Source organism: Pseudomonas shiyinii (assembly GCF_056725765.1).
The window spans coordinates 1057317-1074069 of the sequence record NZ_CM161522.1; the positions used below are offsets into that span (position 1 = coordinate 1057317).

General features: G+C 65.7%; 12 protein-coding genes. 8 read left to right on the forward strand and 4 right to left on the reverse strand.

Translation table 11 applies throughout. From position 1 onward, the window contains the following. Position 1: 1 nt before the first annotated feature. The 4 genes from ACXHGZ_RS05010 to ACXHGZ_RS05025 all read left to right on the forward strand — a co-directional run bounded on the left by ACXHGZ_RS05010 (position 2) and on the right by ACXHGZ_RS05025 (position 5904). Positions 2-634, forward strand: a complete 633-nt coding sequence (locus ACXHGZ_RS05010; protein ID WP_480462709.1) for a DsbA family protein — start codon at positions 2-4, stop codon at positions 632-634. Next, complete coding sequence (locus tag ACXHGZ_RS05015) at positions 627-2459, forward strand: ABC transporter ATP-binding protein (RefSeq protein ID WP_480462711.1); 1833 nt, start codon at positions 627-629, stop codon at positions 2457-2459. Before ACXHGZ_RS05010 ends, ACXHGZ_RS05015 begins: the two co-directional genes overlap by 8 nt. A gap of 158 nt (positions 2460-2617) precedes the next feature. Then, entirely contained in the window at positions 2618-5074 is a 2457-nt protein-coding gene (locus ACXHGZ_RS05020; protein WP_480462712.1) for an EAL domain-containing protein, read from the forward strand. Positions 5075-5118: 44 nt separating this feature from the next. Next, positions 5119-5904 carry an iron-containing redox enzyme family protein gene (locus ACXHGZ_RS05025; RefSeq protein WP_480462713.1) on the forward strand — a complete coding sequence of 262 codons (786 nt, stop codon included), beginning with the start codon at positions 5119-5121 and terminating at the stop codon, positions 5902-5904. 111 nt (positions 5905-6015) lie between these two features. Here the strand turns inward: ACXHGZ_RS05025 and ACXHGZ_RS05030 are convergent, their stop codons facing one another. From ACXHGZ_RS05030 to ACXHGZ_RS05045, 4 genes are all read right to left on the reverse strand, one after another. Next, positions 6016-6756: a YciK family oxidoreductase gene (locus ACXHGZ_RS05030; protein WP_084854909.1), complete on the reverse strand. Its 741-nt coding sequence runs from the start codon at positions 6754-6756 to the stop codon at positions 6016-6018. A gap of 89 nt (positions 6757-6845) precedes the next feature. Further along, positions 6846-7517: an N-acetylmuramic acid 6-phosphate phosphatase MupP gene (gene mupP / locus ACXHGZ_RS05035; protein ID WP_224458302.1), complete on the reverse strand. Its 672-nt coding sequence runs from the start codon at positions 7515-7517 to the stop codon at positions 6846-6848. Between the two features lie 2 nt (positions 7518-7519). Then, positions 7520-8218, reverse strand: coding sequence for a bifunctional 2-polyprenyl-6-hydroxyphenol methylase/3-demethylubiquinol 3-O-methyltransferase UbiG (ubiG, locus tag ACXHGZ_RS05040; RefSeq protein ID WP_224458303.1), 699 nt, complete (start codon positions 8216-8218; stop codon positions 7520-7522). Between the two features lie 61 nt (positions 8219-8279). Next, positions 8280-9602, reverse strand: a complete 1323-nt coding sequence (locus ACXHGZ_RS05045) for a TRZ/ATZ family hydrolase (protein WP_084854912.1) — start codon at positions 9600-9602, stop codon at positions 8280-8282. 109 nt (positions 9603-9711) lie between these two features. Between ACXHGZ_RS05045 and mtnA the strand changes: the two genes are divergently transcribed. The 4 genes from mtnA (at position 9712) to pheA (ending at position 16489) form a co-directional block, all read left to right on the forward strand. Continuing rightward, positions 9712-10788 (forward strand): S-methyl-5-thioribose-1-phosphate isomerase, encoded by a 1077-nt coding sequence (gene mtnA, locus ACXHGZ_RS05050; RefSeq protein WP_324816942.1) that lies wholly within the window; start codon positions 9712-9714, stop codon positions 10786-10788. A 494-nt stretch (positions 10789-11282) separates the two neighbouring features. Further along, a complete protein-coding gene (gyrA, locus tag ACXHGZ_RS05055; protein ID WP_480462717.1) occupies positions 11283-14051 on the forward strand; it encodes a DNA gyrase subunit A in 2769 nt (922 codons plus the stop codon). Between the two features lie 258 nt (positions 14052-14309). After that, the gene (gene serC, locus ACXHGZ_RS05060; protein WP_324819145.1) at positions 14310-15395 is read left to right on the forward strand and encodes a 3-phosphoserine/phosphohydroxythreonine transaminase; all 1086 of its coding nucleotides are present in this window, start codon (positions 14310-14312) and stop codon (positions 15393-15395) included. Continuing rightward, positions 15395-16489: a prephenate dehydratase gene (pheA, locus tag ACXHGZ_RS05065; RefSeq protein ID WP_084854915.1), complete on the forward strand. Its 1095-nt coding sequence runs from the start codon at positions 15395-15397 to the stop codon at positions 16487-16489. The genes serC and pheA overlap by 1 nt, the downstream gene beginning before the upstream one ends. The last annotated feature ends 264 nt before the right edge of the window (positions 16490-16753 follow it).

Genomic DNA, 16753 nt, shown 5'->3' on the forward strand with positions numbered 1-16753 from the left:
CATGTCCGCACGCCTGCTGTATGTGATGGACCCGATGTGCTCCTGGTGCTGGGGCTTCGCCCCGGTCGCCGAGGCGCTGATCGCCCAGGCCCGTGCGGCCGGCGTGCCGACGCGCCTGGTGCCCGGCGGGCTGCGCTCGGGCAGCAGTGCCCTGGACGCCTCGACCCGCCGCTACATCCTCGAGCACTGGCAGGCGGTCGCCGAGGCCACCGGCCAGGCTTTTCGCTTCGAGGGGGCCATGCCCGACGGCTTCGTCTACGACACCGAGCCTGCCTGCCGCGCCCTGGTGGCTGCCCGCGAGCTCGATGCCGAGCGGGCCTGGCCATTGCTGGCAGCGATCCAGCAGGCCTTCTATGAGCAGGGCGTGGACGTCACCCGCGCCCCGCAACTGGTGGAATTGGCCGAACAGGTCGGTTTCGACCGTGCACGTTTCGCCGAAGCGTTCTCCAGCCCCGATACCCGTACCGCCACCGCGGCCGACTTCAGTTGGGTGCAAGACCTCGGCATCGCCGGCTTCCCGACCCTGCTGGCCGAGCGCAATGGCCAGCTGGCCCTGCTGACCAACGGCTACCAGCCGCTGGAGCGCCTGCAACCCTTGCTCGGCCGCTGGCTGCAGCAGGCCGCTTGTGCTTGACCTGCCGGGGTCGTCCGACCCTGTGCCGGGGAAGGCCCCCGCTGTGCCCGATCGCTTGAGCTGGGCGGAAATCCGCCGCCTGGCCCTGCACCACAAGAAAGCCCTGTGGACCGCCAACCTGGTGGCCGTGCTCGCCGCCTTGTGCAGCGTGCCGATCCCGTTGCTGCTGCCGTTGCTGGTGGACGAAGTGCTGCTGGGCCATGGCGACGCCGCGCTCAAGTGGATGAACCACTTCCTGCCCGGCAGCTGGCAAGTGGCGGCCGGCTACATCGGCCTGATGCTGTTCGCCACCCTCGGCCTGCGGCTGGCCGCGCTGGCCTTCAACGTGGTCCAGGCCAAGCTGTTCGCGGGCCTGGCCAAGGACATCGTGTACCGTTTGCGCATCCGCCTGATCGAGCGGCTCAAGCGGATCTCCCTCAAGGAGTACGAAAGCCTGGGCAGCGGGACCGTGACCACGCACCTGGTCACCGACCTGGACACCTTGGACAAATTCGTCGGCGAGACCCTCAGCCGCTTCCTGGTGGCCGTGCTCACCCTCACCGGTACCGCCGCCATCCTGATCTGGATGCACTGGCAGCTGGCCATGCTGATCCTGCTGTTCAACCCGCTGGTGATCTATTTCACCGTGCAACTGGGCAAGCGGGTCAAGCACCTGAAGAAACTGGAGAACGACAGCACCGCGCGCTTCACCCAGGCCCTGGCCGAGACCCTGGACGCCATCCAGGAGGTGCGCGCCGGCAACCGCCAGGGCTATTTCCTCGGCCGCCTTGGCCTGCGGGCCCGGGAGGTGCGCGACTATGCCGTGGCCTCGCAGTGGAAAAGCGACGCCAGCGGCCGTGCCAGCGGGCTGCTGTTCCAGTTCGGCATCGATATCTTCCGCGCCGCGGCGATGCTCACGGTGCTGTTCTCCGACTTGTCCATCGGCCAGATGCTGGCGGTGTTCAGCTACCTGTGGTTCATGATCGGGCCGGTGGAGCAGTTGCTCAACCTGCAGTACGCCTATTACGCCGCCGGCGGCGCCCTGAGCCGGCTCAACGAGCTGCTGGCGCGGGCCGACGAGCCCCAGTACCCGGCAGCGGTGGACCCCTTCGCCGGGCGCGACACGGTCGGCATCGAGGTGCGCGACCTGCGCTTCGCCTATGCCGAGGAGCCGGTGCTGGAACACTTGGACCTGTCCATCGCCGCCGGCGAGAAGGTGGCGATCGTGGGGGCCAGCGGCGGCGGCAAGAGCACCCTGGTGCAGCTGCTGCTGGGCCTGTACAGCGCCCAGGCCGGTACCATCCGCTTCGGCGGTGCGAGCCTTCAGGAAATCGGCTATGAGACCCTGCGCGAGAATGTCGCGGTGGTGTTGCAGCACCCTTCGCTGTTCAACGACAGCGTGCGCGCCAACCTCACCCTGGGCCGCGACTGCAGCGACGAGGCCTGCTGGCAGGCCCTGCGCATCGCCCAGCTGGATGCCACCATCGCTGCCTTGCCCCAGGGGCTGGACAGCGTGGTGGGGCGGTCCGGCGTGCGCCTGTCGGGCGGCCAGCGCCAGCGCCTGGCGATCGCCCGCATGATCCTGGCCGAGCCCAAGGTGGTGATCCTCGACGAAGCCACCTCAGCCCTGGACGCCGCCACCGAGTACAACCTGCACCAGGCCATGGCGTGTTTCCTGAACGGGCGTACCACCTTGATCATCGCCCACCGCTTGTCTGCGGTTAAGCAGGCGGACCGGGTGCTGGTGTTCGACGGTGGGCATGTGGCCGAGGATGGCGACCACCAGCAGTTGATCGCCGAGGGTGGCCTGTATGCCAAACTGTATGGGCATTTGCAGCAGACCTGAACACCCCTGTGGGAGCGGGCTTGCCCCGCGATTGGGCCAAGCAGTGGCCCCTCCCGGCCCCTCCCAGGCTCTAAAATACCCGTCGAATCCCTGGCAAATGGCCTACGCTGTGCTTGTCTGGGTCGACATGCGCCTACCTGTTCGGTGACAAGGATTACATGAAGGGAAATCGGACTCTCGAAGCGCCGAAGTTGCTGGGCATCACCTGGCCGTTCGTCGCTGTTGTGATTTTCCAGGTGCTGCTGGGCAGCATGAGCCTTTATGCCATGTCCGCCGTGCGTGCCTATGTCGCGGGTGAAAGCCTGTGGTCCAAAGCCCAGAAGGACGCCATCTACTACCTCAGCCTGTATGCCGATACCCGCGACGAGCGCACCTACCAGCGCTACCTGCAGGCCACCGAGGTGCCCAAGGGCGACCGCGAGTTGCGCCTGGCGCTGGACCAGTCCAACCCGGACGTCGAAGCCGCACGCAAGGGCATCCTGCAAGGGGGCAACCACCCCGAGGACGTCACCCGGATCATCTGGTTCTATCGCAACTTTCGCCACATCAGCTACATGGAAACGGCCATCGCCTACTGGGACATCGGCGACGACTACCTGCGCCAACTGGACGTGGTGGCCAACGAAATGCGTGCAGGTTTCACCCAGGGCCAGGTCACCCCGGCGCAAGTCAACGCCTGGCGGGCCCGCATCGTTGCCATCAATGAAGGCGTGACGCCGGCCGCCAGAGCCTTCAGCGATGCCCTGGGGGAAGGTTCGCGCATGCTGTTGCGCGTGCTGCTGATCACCAACCTGGCCACGGCCTTGTTCCTGATCACCATCGCCTGGCGCCGTTCGAGCAAGCTGCTGGGCCAGCGCCAGGCCTTCGCCCAGGCCCTGCAGGCCGAGCGCGAGCGCGCGCAGATCACCTTGCAGTCGATCGGCGATGCGGTGATCACCACCGACGTCGACGGCCTCATCGTCTACATGAACCCCGCTGCCGAACTGCTCACCCACTGGCCGGCCGGCCAAGCCCAGGGGATGCCCCTGACGGCGTTGTTCAGCCTGGTGGACGAGCATGCCGAGCATGACAACCGCACCTTGGTCGAGCAGGTGCTCAGCGGCAGCCTCAAGGGGGGCTCCGAGCATGCCCGGCTGATCCAGCGCCTGGATGGCAGCACGGTGTCGATCAACCTGGTGGGTTCGCCGATCTACAGCGACAACCAGGTGACCGGCCTGGTGCTGGCGCTGCACGACATGACCCAGGAGCGCCAGTACATCGCCAACCTGTCCTGGCAGGCGACCCACGATGCCTTGACCGGCCTCGCCAACCGTCGCGAGTTCGAATACCGCCTGGAACAGGCGCTCAACGGCCTGACCCGTCAGCCCGGGCGGCATTCATTGATGTTCCTGGACCTGGACCAGTTCAAGCTGGTCAATGACACCAGTGGCCATGCCGCGGGCGATGAGCTGTTGCGGCATATCTGTGCGGTGCTGCAGGCGGGCCTGCGCGAAGGCGACACCCTGGCGCGCCTGGGCGGCGACGAATTCGGTGTGTTGCTGGAAAACTGCCCGTCGGAGCAGGCCGAGCGCATCGCCGAGCAGCTGCGCCAGGCCGTGCAGACCCTGCACTTCGTGTGGAAGGGGCGGCCCTTCGTCACCACCGTGAGCATCGGCCTTGTGCACATCGCCCAGCCGGCCGGCACCCTGGAGGCGTCTCTGCGCGCCGCCGACATGGCCTGCTACATGGCCAAGGAAAAGGGGCGCAACCGGGTGCAGGTGTACCACCCCGACGACAGCGAACTGTCGCTGCGCTTCGGCGAAATGGCCTGGATCCAGCGTCTGCATGTGGCCCTGGAGGAAAACCGTTTCTGCCTGTATGCCCAGGAAATCGCCCCGCTGACTGCTATCGAGGGGCCGGGGCATCTGGAGATCCTGCTGCGCCTGCATGACGAAAGCGGCCGCACCATCCTGCCCAGCACCTTCATTCCTGCCGCCGAGCGCTACGGCATGATGACTGCCCTGGATCGCTGGGTGGTGCGCAACGTGTTCCAGGTCATCCGCCAGAGCCTGGACGAAGGCCGGGATGGCCCGCTGGCCATGTGCGCCATCAACCTGTCGGGTTCGAGCATCGGCGATGACAAGTTCCTGGAGTACCTGCAGCACCTGTTCGAGGAGTTCCGCATACCGCCGCGGCTGGTCTGTTTCGAAATTACCGAGACCAGCGCTATCGCCAATCTCGGCAGTGCCATTCGCTTCATCAATGAATTGAAAGGCCTGGGCTGCAAGTTCTCCCTGGACGACTTCTGTGCCGGGATGTCGTCATTCGCGTACTTGAAACATCTGCCTGTAGACTTCCTGAAGATCGACGGAAGTTTCGTCAAAGACATGCTCGATGACCCCATTAACCGCGCCATGGTCGAGGTGATCAATCACATCGGCCATGTCATGGGCAAGCGGACCATCGCCGAGTTCGTCGAGACGCCGTTGATCGAGCAGGCGTTGCAGGAGATCGGTGTGGATTATGCCCAGGGTTACCTCATCGAGCGGCCGCAGGTGTTCACCTGCGACAGCCTACGACGCCAACGAATAGCCGCAAGGCCCCTGTTACACCGGGCGCCTGGGACCTTTCGTTAAAAAAGGAGCCGTCCGGATGATCACATGATTCAAGGAGCTGGAAAGTGATTGATACATTCGTTCGGATCGGTCCTCTGATGGACCCTGCAAGTTACCCCGCCTGGGCCCAGCAACTGCTCGAAGACTGCCGTGAAAGCAAGCGGCGGGTGGTGGAACACGAGTTCTACCAGCGCCTGCGCGACGGTGAACTCAAGCAGCACACCATCCGCCAGTACCTGATCGGTGGCTGGCCGGTGGTCGAGCAGTTCTCGCTGTACATGGCCCACAACATCACCAAGACCCGCTACGCCCGCCACCCCGGCGAGGACATGGCGCGGCGCTGGCTGATGCGCAACATCCGCGTCGAGCTCAACCATGCCGACTACTGGCTGCACTGGTGCCAGGCCCATGGCGTCAGCCTGGCCGACCTGCAAGCCCAGGAGGTGCCGCCGGAGCTCAATGGCCTCAACGATTGGTGCTGGCGGGTATGCGCCACCGAGTCGCTGGCACTGTCGATGGCTGCCACCAACTATGCCATCGAAGGCGCGACCGGTGAGTGGGCGGCCTTGGTGTGCTCGACCGACACCTATGCCCAGGGCTTCCCTGACGCGATTCGCAAGCGGGCGATGAAGTGGCTGAAGTTGCATGCGCAGTATGATGATGCGCACCCCTGGGAGGCGCTGGAGATCATCTGCACGCTGGCCGGGGAGAACCCCACCCAGGGGCTCAGGAACGAGCTGCGCAGGACCATCTGCAAGAGCTATGACTGCATGTTCCTGTTCCTTGAGCGGTGCATGCAGCTGGAGCATCGCCAGCAAGAGCGGATGAGGCCGGCACTGGCGGCCGGCTGACGGGCCCAATCGCGGGGCAAGCCCGCTCCCACAGGTACAGTGCCAACCCAAGGCCTGTACCGATCCTGTAGGAGCGGGCTTGTCCCGCGATTGCGTCAGCCCAGGCAGCTCTTATTGAGCGTTGAACGCCTGCCCGTTCACCCCAGCGCTGTCCGGCCCCATCAGGTACAGGTACACCGGCATGATCTCTTCGGGCAGTGGGTTGTTCTGCGGATTCTCGCTCGGGTAGGCCTGGGCGCGCATGGCCGTGCGGGTCGCGCCCGGGTTGATGCTGTTGGCACGCACCGGCGCTACGCCTTCCAGCTCGTCGGCCAGGGTCTGCATCAGGCCCTCGGTGGCGAACTTCGACACCCCATAGGCACCCCAGTACGCCCGGCCCTTGCGCCCGACGCTGCTGGAGGTGAACACCACCGACGCGTCCTCGGACAGCTTGAGCAGCGGCAGCAGGGTGCTGGTCAACATGAAGGTGGCGTTGACGTTGATGTGCATCACCCGCATGAAGTTGTCGCCCGAGAGCTGCTCCAGCGGCGTGCGCGGGCCGATGATCGAGGCGTTGTTGAGCAGCCCGTCGAGGCGCCCGAACTGGTCCTCGATCATCACCGCCAGCTCGTTGTACTGGTGGGGCAGGGCGGTTTCCAGGTTGAACGGGATCACCACCGGCTGCGGGTGGCCGGCGGCCTCGATCTGGTCGTAGACCTCGTTGAGGTTGGCCTCGGTCTTGCCCAGCAGCAGCACCGTGGCGCCCAGGGCGGCATAGGCCTTGGCGGCGGCGGCACCGATGCCACGGCCGGCGCCGGTGACCAGGATGATCCGGCCTTTGAGCAGGTCGGGGCGGGCGGTGTAGTCGAACATGTCAGGTGTCCTTGTTCATAAATCTTGCGCGAACCCTTGTGGGGGTAAGCCCGCTCCCACAGGAATAGCGGTGCCCTGGATTCAGATGGTCAGCAGCCGCACAGCGCGCTGTCGATCACCTTGCGCAGGTCCAACGGGTGGTCCACCACCACATCGGCCCCCCAGTTGTTGGGGTTGTCCTGAGGATGAATATAGCCATAACGCACCGCCGCCGTGCGGGTGCCGGCGTCGCGGCCGGACTCGATGTCGCGCAGGTCGTCGCCCACGAACAGGACGCTGGCCGGGTCCAGGTCGAGGGTCTTGCAGGCCAGGATCAGCGGCTCGGGGTCGGGCTTGCTGTTCTTGACGTGGTCCGGGCAGATCAGCAGGGCCGAGCGCTCGGCCAGGCCCAGGCGCTGCATGATGGGTTCGGCGAAACGCACCGGCTTGTTGGTCACCACGCCCCACAGCAGGTTGCCTTTCTCGATGTCCTCGAGCAGCTCGGCCATGCCGTCGAACAGCTTGCTGTGCACGGCGCAGTCGCGCTGGTAGCGCTCCAGGAACTCCAGGCGCAGGGCCTCGAAGCCTTCGGCGTCCGGGTCCATGGCGAAGGTGGCCGCGACCATGGCGCGGGCGCCGCCGGAGATCACGTCGCGGATGCGCTGATCGTCGATGGCCGGCAGGCCGCGGTCAGCCAGCATGCCCTGGCAGATGGCGATGAAGTCCGGCGCGGTGTCCAGCAGGGTGCCATCCATGTCGAAGAGTACGGCTCGCAAACGCATGCTCATTCCTCGCGCAGGGTCTGGATCATGTAGTTGACGTCCACGTCGCTGCAGAGCTTGTAGTGCTTGGTCAGCGGGTTGTAGGTCAGGCCGATGATGTCCTTGACCTCCAGGCCTGCGGTGCGGCTCCAGGCCCCCAGCTCGGACGGGCGGATGAATTTCTTGAAGTCGTGGGTGCCGCGCGGCAGCATCTTGAGGATGTACTCGGCGCCGACGATGGCCAGCAGGTAGGCCTTGGGGTTGCGGTTGATGGTGGAGAAGAACACCTGGCCGCCAGGCTTGACCAGGCGGTGGCAGGCGCGGATCACCGAGGATGGGTCCGGTACGTGTTCGAGCATCTCGAGGCAGGTGACCACGTCGAACTGGCCGGCCATTTCCTCGGCCATGTCCTCGGCGGTGATGCGCCGGTATTGCACTTCGACACCCGACTCCAGCTGGTGCAGTTGGGCCACCGCCAGCGGCGCCTCACCCATGTCGATACCGGTGACGCTGGCGCCACGCAGGGCCATGGCCTCACTGAGGATGCCGCCGCCGCAGCCGACGTCCAGTACTTTCTTGCCGGCCAGGCCCGCGCGCTCGTCGATCCAGTTGACCCGCAGTGGGTTGATGTCGTGCAGCGGCTTGAACTCGCTCTCGCGGTCCCACCAACGGTGGGCCAGGGCTTCGAACTTGGCGATTTCGGCGTGGTCGACGTTGCTCATGGAACAATCCTCTGAATCTTCGATAAAAGTGCTACTGGCGCAAGCCTTGGCTGGCAGCCGGTCATTCGTTGCCTGCGATGCGCGCGCCCCAGGCGCGGGCGGTGGCCGTCAGGGCCTGTTCGTCCATCTGTACCAGGCGGCGCTCGTCGAGCAGTTGCCGGCCGGCGACCCAGACGTGCCGCGCGCAGTCGCGGCCGGTGGCGTAGATCAATTGTGAAACCGGGTCGTGGACCGGCTGCTGGGCCAGCCCCGACAGGTCGAAGGCCACCAGGTCGGCCGCTTTGCCCAGCTCCAGCGAACCGGTGACGGCCTCGAGGCCCAGGGCGCGGGCGCCGTTGAGCGTGGCCATGCGCAGCGCCCGGTGAGCGTCCAGTGCCGTGGCCGAACCTGCCACCGCCTTGGCCAGCAGGGCCGCGGTGCGGGTTTCGCCGAGCAGGTCCAGGTCGTTGTTGCTGGCTGCGCCATCGGTGCCCACTGCCACATTGACGCCGGCCTGCCACAGGCGTTCCACCGGGCAGAAGCCGCTGGCCAGCTTGAGGTTGGATTCGGGGCAGTGCACCACGCTGGTGTCGCTTTCTACCAGCAGGGCCAGGTCGTCGTCGCTGACCTGGGTCATGTGCACCGCCTGCAGGCGCGGGCCCAGCAGGCCCAGGCGGGCCAGGCGCGCCAGCGGCCGCTCGCCGCTGTCGGCCACGGCCTGTTCGACTTCGCCGGCGGTCTCGTGGATGTGCATGTGCAGCGGTGCGTCCAGCTGGTCGGCGATGACGCGGATCTTCTCCAGGTTCTCGTCGCTGACTGTGTAGGGCGCGTGCGGCCCCAGGGCGATGCTGATGCGCGGGTGGTGGCGCAGGTCGTCGAACAGCTCGATGGCCTGGTGCAGGCCTTCGTCCGGCGTGCGGGCGCCGGGGATGGAGACGTCCAGCAACGGCACGGCGATTTGCGCGCGAATACCGCTGCGGTGCACCCGGTCGCAGGCCTCCCGGGGGAAGAAATACATGTCGGCGAAGCAAGTGATGCCGCCCTTGAGCATTTCGGCGATGGCCAGGTCCGTGCCGTCGCGCACGAAGGCTTCATCGACCCATCGACCCTCGGCCGGCCAGATGTGTGCCTTGAGCCAGGTCATCAGCGGCAGGTCGTCGGCCAGGCCGCGCAGCAGGGTCATGGCCGCATGGCCGTGGGCGTTGATCAGCCCCGGACACAGCAGGCAATCGGGCAACTCGCGCACCTCATGCGCCGCGGGCGCCCGGTCGCGCGGGCCGAGCCAGGCGATCAGGCCGTCGCGGATGCCCAGCGCGTGTTCCACGAGCACCACCCCGGCCGGCTCCACGGGGACCAGCCAGCCCGGCACGAGCAGCAGGTCGAGGGGGGAGGGGGCTGTGGGCATGCGTGGGGCACCTGGTTCTGATAAATAGAACGCGCAGTATACCCGAGCGCCCGTGACAGAGGCTCGCTATAATCGGCCGCTTTTGATCAGCGAACGACGGGGAGAGGCGATGCGCGAGCGACTTTTGGCGGCGGAGAAGGTGACCGGCATCCAATGGCGGGATGGCACCTTGCATCTGCTCGACCAGCGCCTGCTGCCTGCGCGTGAGCACTGGCTGGCCTGCACCGACGTGGCGTCGGTCGTGGAGGCGATCCGCCAGATGGCCGTGCGCGGGGCCTCGGCCATCGGCATCAGCGCCGCCTACGGCCTGGTGCTCGCCGTGCGCCAGCGCCTGGCCGAGGGCGAGGACTGGGAGCATGCGCTGGAAGAGGACTTCCTCGCCCTGGCCGAGGCCCGCCCCACCGCCGCCAACCTGTTCTGGTCGCTCAACCGCATGCGCGAACGCCTGCAGCGGCTGCGCGCCGACGAAGACGTGCTGGCGGCGATGGAGGCCGAGGCGATGGCCATCCACGAAAGCGACCGCGAAGCCAACCTGACCATGGCCCAGCATGGCATCGAGCTGATCCGCCGGCAGCAGGGCAACGCCCAGGCCCTGCTCACCTACGGCAATGCCGGTGCCCTGGCCAGCGGCGGTTTCGGCAGCGCGCTGGGGGTGATCCGGGCGGCCTACCTGGAGGGTATGGTCGAGCGGGTGTACGCCGGCGAAACCCGCCCCTGGCTGCACGGCTCGCGCCTGACGGCCTGGGAACTGGCCCATGAAGGCATCCCGGCGACGCTGTGCGCCGACTCGGCCATGACGCACCTGATGAAGACCAAGGGCATCACCTGGGTGGTGGTGGGCGCGGATTGCATCGCCGCCAACGGCGATGTGGCCGGCAAGATCGGCACCTACCAACTGGCGGTGGCTGCCATGCACCATGGCGTGCGTTTCATGGTGGTGGCGCCGAGTACCACCATCGACCTGAACCTGGCCACCGGCGAGGATATCCCGCTGGAAGAGCGCGAGGCCGACGAGTTGCTGGATGTGGGCGGCAATCGGGTCGCGGCCGAGGTCGAGGTGTACAACCCGGTATTCGATGTGACGCCAGCGGACCTGGTCGATGTGATCGTGACCGAGCGGGGCGTGGTCGAACGGCCCGATACGGCCAAGATTGCGCAGTTGATTTGTCGCAAGCGTTTGCATTGAGGTGTAGGGCGGGGGAGGTTGGTGGGATTTGAGATCGCGCGCCGCCCGCGCGGCGCATCGCGAGCTACGCTCGCTTCTACGTTTGTTTTCGGCCAGTAACGCCTGTGACAGGCGCGCGCGACCGCCTGGTTCGTACGCCTTGATATCGCGCCGTACAGCAAAGCGTCCGCGCGGAAATCCCACAGGATGAACTGGCCCGAAACAAACGTAGGAGCGAGCGTAGCTCGCGATGCGCCGCGCGGGCGGCGCTCGATCTCCCAGGCGACACAGCATTCACGCCAACCCCCTGCCATATCTCCCACGCCCCACGCCTTTGTGATACCATCCGGCAGTTTCCAGGCCCGCTCGTTGAAGCGGCCTTCATTGCGCAGATCCATGGCTCAACTCATTGATTTGTCGTAAGTCGTCGCACCACTGTGCGTTGCGGCGGCGAGCTTCGTTCGTCCTACGAGGGAAACGACGAAGTTTCACCAGAAAAAGGAATCAGGCTTCTCATGGGCGAACTGGCCAAAGAAATCCTCCCGGTCAATATCGAAGACGAACTGAGACAGTCTTACCTCGACTACGCGATGAGCGTGATTGTCGGGCGTGCACTGCCCGATGCGCGTGACGGCTTGAAGCCCGTGCATCGCCGCGTTCTCTACGCGATGAGCGAACTGGGCAACGACTGGAACAAGCCGTACAAGAAGTCCGCCCGTGTGGTCGGTGACGTCATCGGTAAGTACCACCCCCACGGCGACACCGCGGTCTATGACACCATCGTGCGCATGGCGCAGCCGTTCTCGCTGCGCTACCTGCTGGTCGATGGCCAGGGCAACTTCGGTTCGGTGGACGGCGACAACGCCGCAGCCATGCGATACACCGAAGTGCGCATGGCCAAGCTGGCCCACGAGCTGCTGGCCGACCTGCACAAGGAAACCGTCGACTGGGTGCCCAACTACGACGGCACCGAGCAGATTCCTGCGGTCATGCCGACCAAGATCCCCAACCTGCTGGTCAACGGTTCCAGCGGTATCGCCGTGGGCATGGCGACCAACATCCCGCCACACAACCTGGGCGAGGTCATCGACGGCTGCCTGGCACTGATCGACAACCCCGAGGTGTCGGTCGATGAGCTGATGCAGTTCATTCCCGGCCCCGACTTCCCCACCGCCGGCCTGATCAACGGCCGCCAGGGCATCATCGAGGCCTACCGCACCGGCCGTGGCCGCATCTATATGCGTGCCCGCTCCGAAATCGAGGACATCGACAAGGACAAGACCGGCGGTCGCCAGCAGATCGTCGTCACCGAGCTGCCGTACCAGCTGAACAAGGCGCGGCTGATCGAGAAGATCGCCGAGCTGGTCAAAGAGAAGAAGATCGAAGGCATCACCGAGCTGCGCGACGAGTCCGACAAGGACGGCATGCGCATCGTCATCGAGCTGCGTCGCGGCGAGGTGCCGGAGGTGGTGCTCAACAACCTTTATGCGCAGACCCAGTTGCAGAGCGTGTTCGGCATCAACATGGTCGCCCTGATCGACGGCCGCCCACGCCTGCTCAACCTCAAGGACCTGCTCGAAGCGTTCGTCCGTCACCGCCGCGAAGTGGTGACCCGCCGTACCGTGTTCGAGCTGCGCAAGGCCCGCGAGCGTGGCCATATCCTCGAAGGCCAGGCGGTCGCGCTGTCCAACATCGACCCGGTGATCGCCCTGATCAAGGCCTCGCCGACCCCGTCCGAGGCGAAGGAAGCCCTGGTCAGCACTGCCTGGGAGTCCAGCGCCGTGCAGGTCATGGTCGAGCGCGCTGGCGCCGACTCCTGCCGCCCGGAAGACCTGCCGGAGCAGTACGGCCTGCGTGACGGCAAGTACTACCTGTCGCCGGAACAGGCCCAGGCCATCCTGGACCTGCGCCTGCACCGCCTGACCGGCCTGGAGCACGAGAAGCTGCTGGCCGAGTACCAGGAGATTCTCGAACAGATCGGCGAGCTGATCCGCATCCTGAGCAGTGCCGAGCGCCTGATGGAAGTGATCCGCGAGGAGCTCGAAGCGGTCCGCGCCGAATACGGCGATGCCCGTCGCACCGAGATCCTCAACGCCACCCACGACCTCAGCTACGGCGACATGATCCCCGAAGAAGAGCGCGTGGTGACCATTTCCCACGGCGGCTATGCCAAGACCCAGCCGCTGTCCGCCTACCAGGCCCAGCGCCGCGGCGGCAAGGGCAAGTCGGCCACTGGCGTGAAGGACGAGGACTACATCGAACACCTGTTGGTCGCCAACAGCCACGCCACCCTGTTGCTGTTCTCCAGCAAGGGCAAGGTGTACTGGCTCAAGACCTATGAAATCCCCGAGGCGTCCCGTGCCGCCCGTGGTCGCCCACTGGTCAACCTGTTGCCGCTGGAGGAAGGTGAGCGCATCACCGCCATGCTGCAGATCGACCTGGAGGCCCTGCAGCAGAATGCCGACGGCGACGAAGAGCTGGAGGACGCCGACGACACCGTGCTCGAAGGGGAAGTGGTCGAGGCCGAGGAAGCCGACGAGGAAGACGGCGACACCCCTGAGTGGGTGGCCGAGCCGACCGGTGCGTACATCTTCATGGCCACCGCCTTCGGTACCGTCAAGAAGACCCCGCTGGCCCAGTTCGCTCGTCCGCGTACCAGCGGCCTGATCGCGCTGAAGCTCAAGGAAGGTGACACCCTGATCGCCGCGGCCATCACCGACGGCGCCAAGGAAGTCATGATGTTCTCCGACGCCGGCAAGGTGATCCGCTTCGCCGAGAGCGTGGTGCGTGAAATGGGCCGTACCGCCCGTGGCGTACGTGGCATGAAGCTGGGTAAGGGCCAGCAGGTGATCTCCATGCTGATCCCGGAGTCCGGCGCGCAGATCCTCACCGCCTCCGAGCGTGGCTTCGGCAAGCGGACCCCGCTGTCCAAGTTCCCGCGTCGCGGCCGGGGTGGCCAGGGCGTCATCGCCATGGGCACCAAGGGGCGCAACGGCCTGCTGATCGGCGCCATCCAGGTGCAGGAAGGCGAGGAGATCATGCTGATCTCCGACCAGGGCACCCTGGTGCGGACCCGCGTTGGCGAGGTGTCCAGCTTGGGCCGTAACACCCAGGGTGTGACGCTGATCAAGCTGGCCAGCGACGAGACGTTGGTGGGCCTGGAGCGTATCCAGGAGCCTTCCGAGGAAGAACTCGACGAGCTGCTCGACGGGGACGAGGAGGGCGTCGAGGTCGACGCACCGGATGACGACCTGGCCGGCGCCGAAGAGGCGCCACAGGAATAAACCAACGCAACACCCCGAGCGGGGCGACCAAGGTCGCCCCGTTTGACTGATTACAGCAGGCTGCGCTGTAGCGGCGCGTCTCGTTGTAGGAGCGGCCTTGTGCCGCGAAAGGGCTGCAGGGCAGCCCCAGGGTTTGAGCGGCGCTGCAGCAAGCTGGGGGCCGCTTTGCGGCCCTTTCGCGGCACAAGGCCGCTCCTACAGAGACCCGTGCGTGGTCTGCAAGAACGATTTGTACTATTTGGCAGAGCGAGAGTGGATGTGAGCAAACGAGCCTTTAACTTCTGCGCAGGCCCTGCCGCGCTTCCTGACGCTGTCCTGCAGCGTGCCCAGGCCGAGATGCTGGACTGGCGTGGCAAGGGCTTGTCGGTGATGGAGATGAGCCATCGCAGCGACGACTACGTGGCCATCGCCGAAAAGGCCGAGCAGGACCTGCGCGACCTGCTGTCCATCCCCTCCAACTACAAGGTGCTGTTCCTCCAGGGCGGCGCGAGCCAGCAGTTCGCCGAGATCCCGTTGAACCTGCTGCCTGAAAGCGGCACCGCCGACTACATCGAGACCGGGATCTGGTCGAAGAAGGCCATCGAGGAAGCGCGTCGTTTCGGTCACGTCAACGTCGCCGCCAGCGCCAAGCCCTACGACTACCTGGCCATCCCGGGCCAGAACGAGTGGAACCTGACCAAGAACGCGGCCTACGTCCACTATGCGTCCAACGAGACCATCGGTGGCCTGCAGTTCGACTGGGTACCGGAAACCGGCGACGTGCCCCTGGTGGTCGACATGTCTTCCGACATCCTCTCGCGCCCGATCGATGTGTCCCAGTACGGCCTGATCTACGCCGGCGCCCAGAAGAACATCGGCCCCAGCGGCCTGGTGGTGGTGATCGTGCGCGAAGACCTGCTCGGCCACGCCCGCAGCAGCTGCCCGACCATGCTCGACTACAAGGTCGCCGCCGACAATGGCTCGATGTACAACACCCCGGCCACCTATTCCTGGTACCTCTCGGGCCTGGTGTTCGAATGGCTCAAGGAGCAGGGCGGCGTCGAGGCCATGGAGCAGCGCAACCGCGCCAAGAAAGACCGCCTGTACAGCTTCATCGATGCCAGCGAGTTCTACACCAACCCGATCAGCCACAACGCCCGTTCGTGGATGAACGTGCCGTTCCGCCTGGCCGACGAGCGCCTGGACAAAGCCTTCCTGGCCGGTGCCGACGCCCGTGGCCTGCTCAACCTCAAGGGCCATCGCTCGGTCGGCGGCATGCGCGCCTCCATCTACAACGCCCTGGGCCTGGAGGCGGTCGACGCCCTGGTGGCCTACATGGCTGAATTCGAGAAGGAGCACGCCTGATGTCCGAACAGGAGCTCAAGGCGCTGCGCGTGCGCATCGACAGCCTCGACGAGAAGATCCTCGAGCTGATCAGCGAACGCGCCCGTTGCGCCCAGGAAGTGGCCAAGGTCAAGACCGCCTCCCTGGCCGAAGGCGAGAAGCCGGTGTTCTACCGCCCCGAGCGCGAGGCTGCGGTGCTCAAGCGCGTCATGGAGCGCAACAAGGGCCCGCTGGACAACGAAGAGATGGCGCGGTTGTTCCGCGAGATCATGTCGTCCTGCCTGGCCCTGGAAGAGCCGCTCAAGGTCGCCTACCTCGGCCCTGAGGGCACCTTCACCCAGGCTGCCGCCATGAAGCACTTCGGCCATGCTGTGGTCAGCCGCCCGATGGCGGCCATCGACGAAGTGTTCCGTGAAGTGGCCGCCGGTGCCGTCAACTTTGGCGTGGTGCCTGTGGAAAACTCCACCGAAGGTGCGGTCAGCCACACCCTGGACAGCTTCCTCGAGCATGACATGGTGATCTGCGGCGAAGTCGAGCTGCGCATCCACCACCACCTGCTGGTGGGTGAGAACACCAAGACCAACAGCATCACCCGCATCTACTCCCACGCCCAGTCCCTGGCCCAGTGCCGCAAATGGCTGGACGCCCATTACCCGAATGTCGAGCGCGTGGCGGTGTCCAGCAACGCCGAGGCGGCCAAGCGGGTCAAGGGTGAGTGGAATTCGGCGGCCATCGCCGGCGACATGGCGGCGAACCTGTACGGCCTGACCCGTCTGGCCGAGAAGATCGAGGACCGCCCGGACAACTCCACGCGCTTCCTGATGATCGGCAACCAGGAAGTGCCGCCGACCGGCGACGACAAGACCTCGATCATCGTCTCTATGAGCAACAAACCGGGGGCGCTGCACGAGCTGCTGGTGCCGTTCCACGAGAACGGCATCGACCTGACCCGCATCGAGACCCGTCCGTCGCGCAGCGGCAAGTGGACGTACGTGTTCTTCATCGACTTCGTCGGCCACCACCGCGACCCGTTGATCAAGGCGGTGCTGGAGCAGATCAGCCAGGAAGCCGTGGCGCTCAAGGTGCTGGGGTCGTATCCGAAGGCGGTGCTTTGATTCAGCGTCGCCGGGGCCGCTGCGCGCCCCATCGCTGGCAAGCCAGCTCCCACAGGTACAGTGCAAGCCTGCAGGTTTGTGTGGTCCCTGTAGGCGCTGGTTTGCCTGCGATGGGCGGCAAGACAGCCCATGTGGTCACCATTCCCGCAGGTACAGCGGAATCTATGAGATTTGTCCGCCCCCTGTGGGAGCTGGCTTGCCGGCGATGGGCTGCAGAGCAGCCCCCTGCGGTCTCACAGACTGTCCAGATTTCAGCACAGGGTT

What these genes read in the sequence shown, in the direction of transcription:
- ACXHGZ_RS05010 (WP_480462709.1), top strand. Translation starts at nt 2, where the DNA reads ATGTCCGCACGCCTGCTGTATGTGATGGACCCGATGTGCTCCTGGTGC.
- ACXHGZ_RS05020 (WP_480462712.1), top strand. Translation starts at nt 2,618, where the DNA reads ATGAAGGGAAATCGGACTCTCGAAGCGCCGAAGTTGCTGGGCATCACC.
- ACXHGZ_RS05030 (WP_084854909.1), bottom strand. Translation starts at nt 6,756, where the DNA reads ATGTTCGACTACACCGCCCGCCCCGACCTGCTCAAAGGCCGGATCATC.
- mupP (WP_224458302.1), bottom strand. Translation starts at nt 7,517, where the DNA reads ATGCGTTTGCGAGCCGTACTCTTCGACATGGATGGCACCCTGCTGGAC.
- ubiG (WP_224458303.1), bottom strand. Translation starts at nt 8,218, where the DNA reads ATGAGCAACGTCGACCACGCCGAAATCGCCAAGTTCGAAGCCCTGGCC.
- ACXHGZ_RS05045 (WP_084854912.1), bottom strand. Translation starts at nt 9,602, where the DNA reads ATGCCCACAGCCCCCTCCCCCCTCGACCTGCTGCTCGTGCCGGGCTGG.
- mtnA (WP_324816942.1), top strand. Translation starts at nt 9,712, where the DNA reads ATGCGCGAGCGACTTTTGGCGGCGGAGAAGGTGACCGGCATCCAATGG.
- gyrA (WP_480462717.1), top strand. Translation starts at nt 11,283, where the DNA reads ATGGGCGAACTGGCCAAAGAAATCCTCCCGGTCAATATCGAAGACGAA.
- pheA (WP_084854915.1), top strand. Translation starts at nt 15,395, where the DNA reads ATGTCCGAACAGGAGCTCAAGGCGCTGCGCGTGCGCATCGACAGCCTC.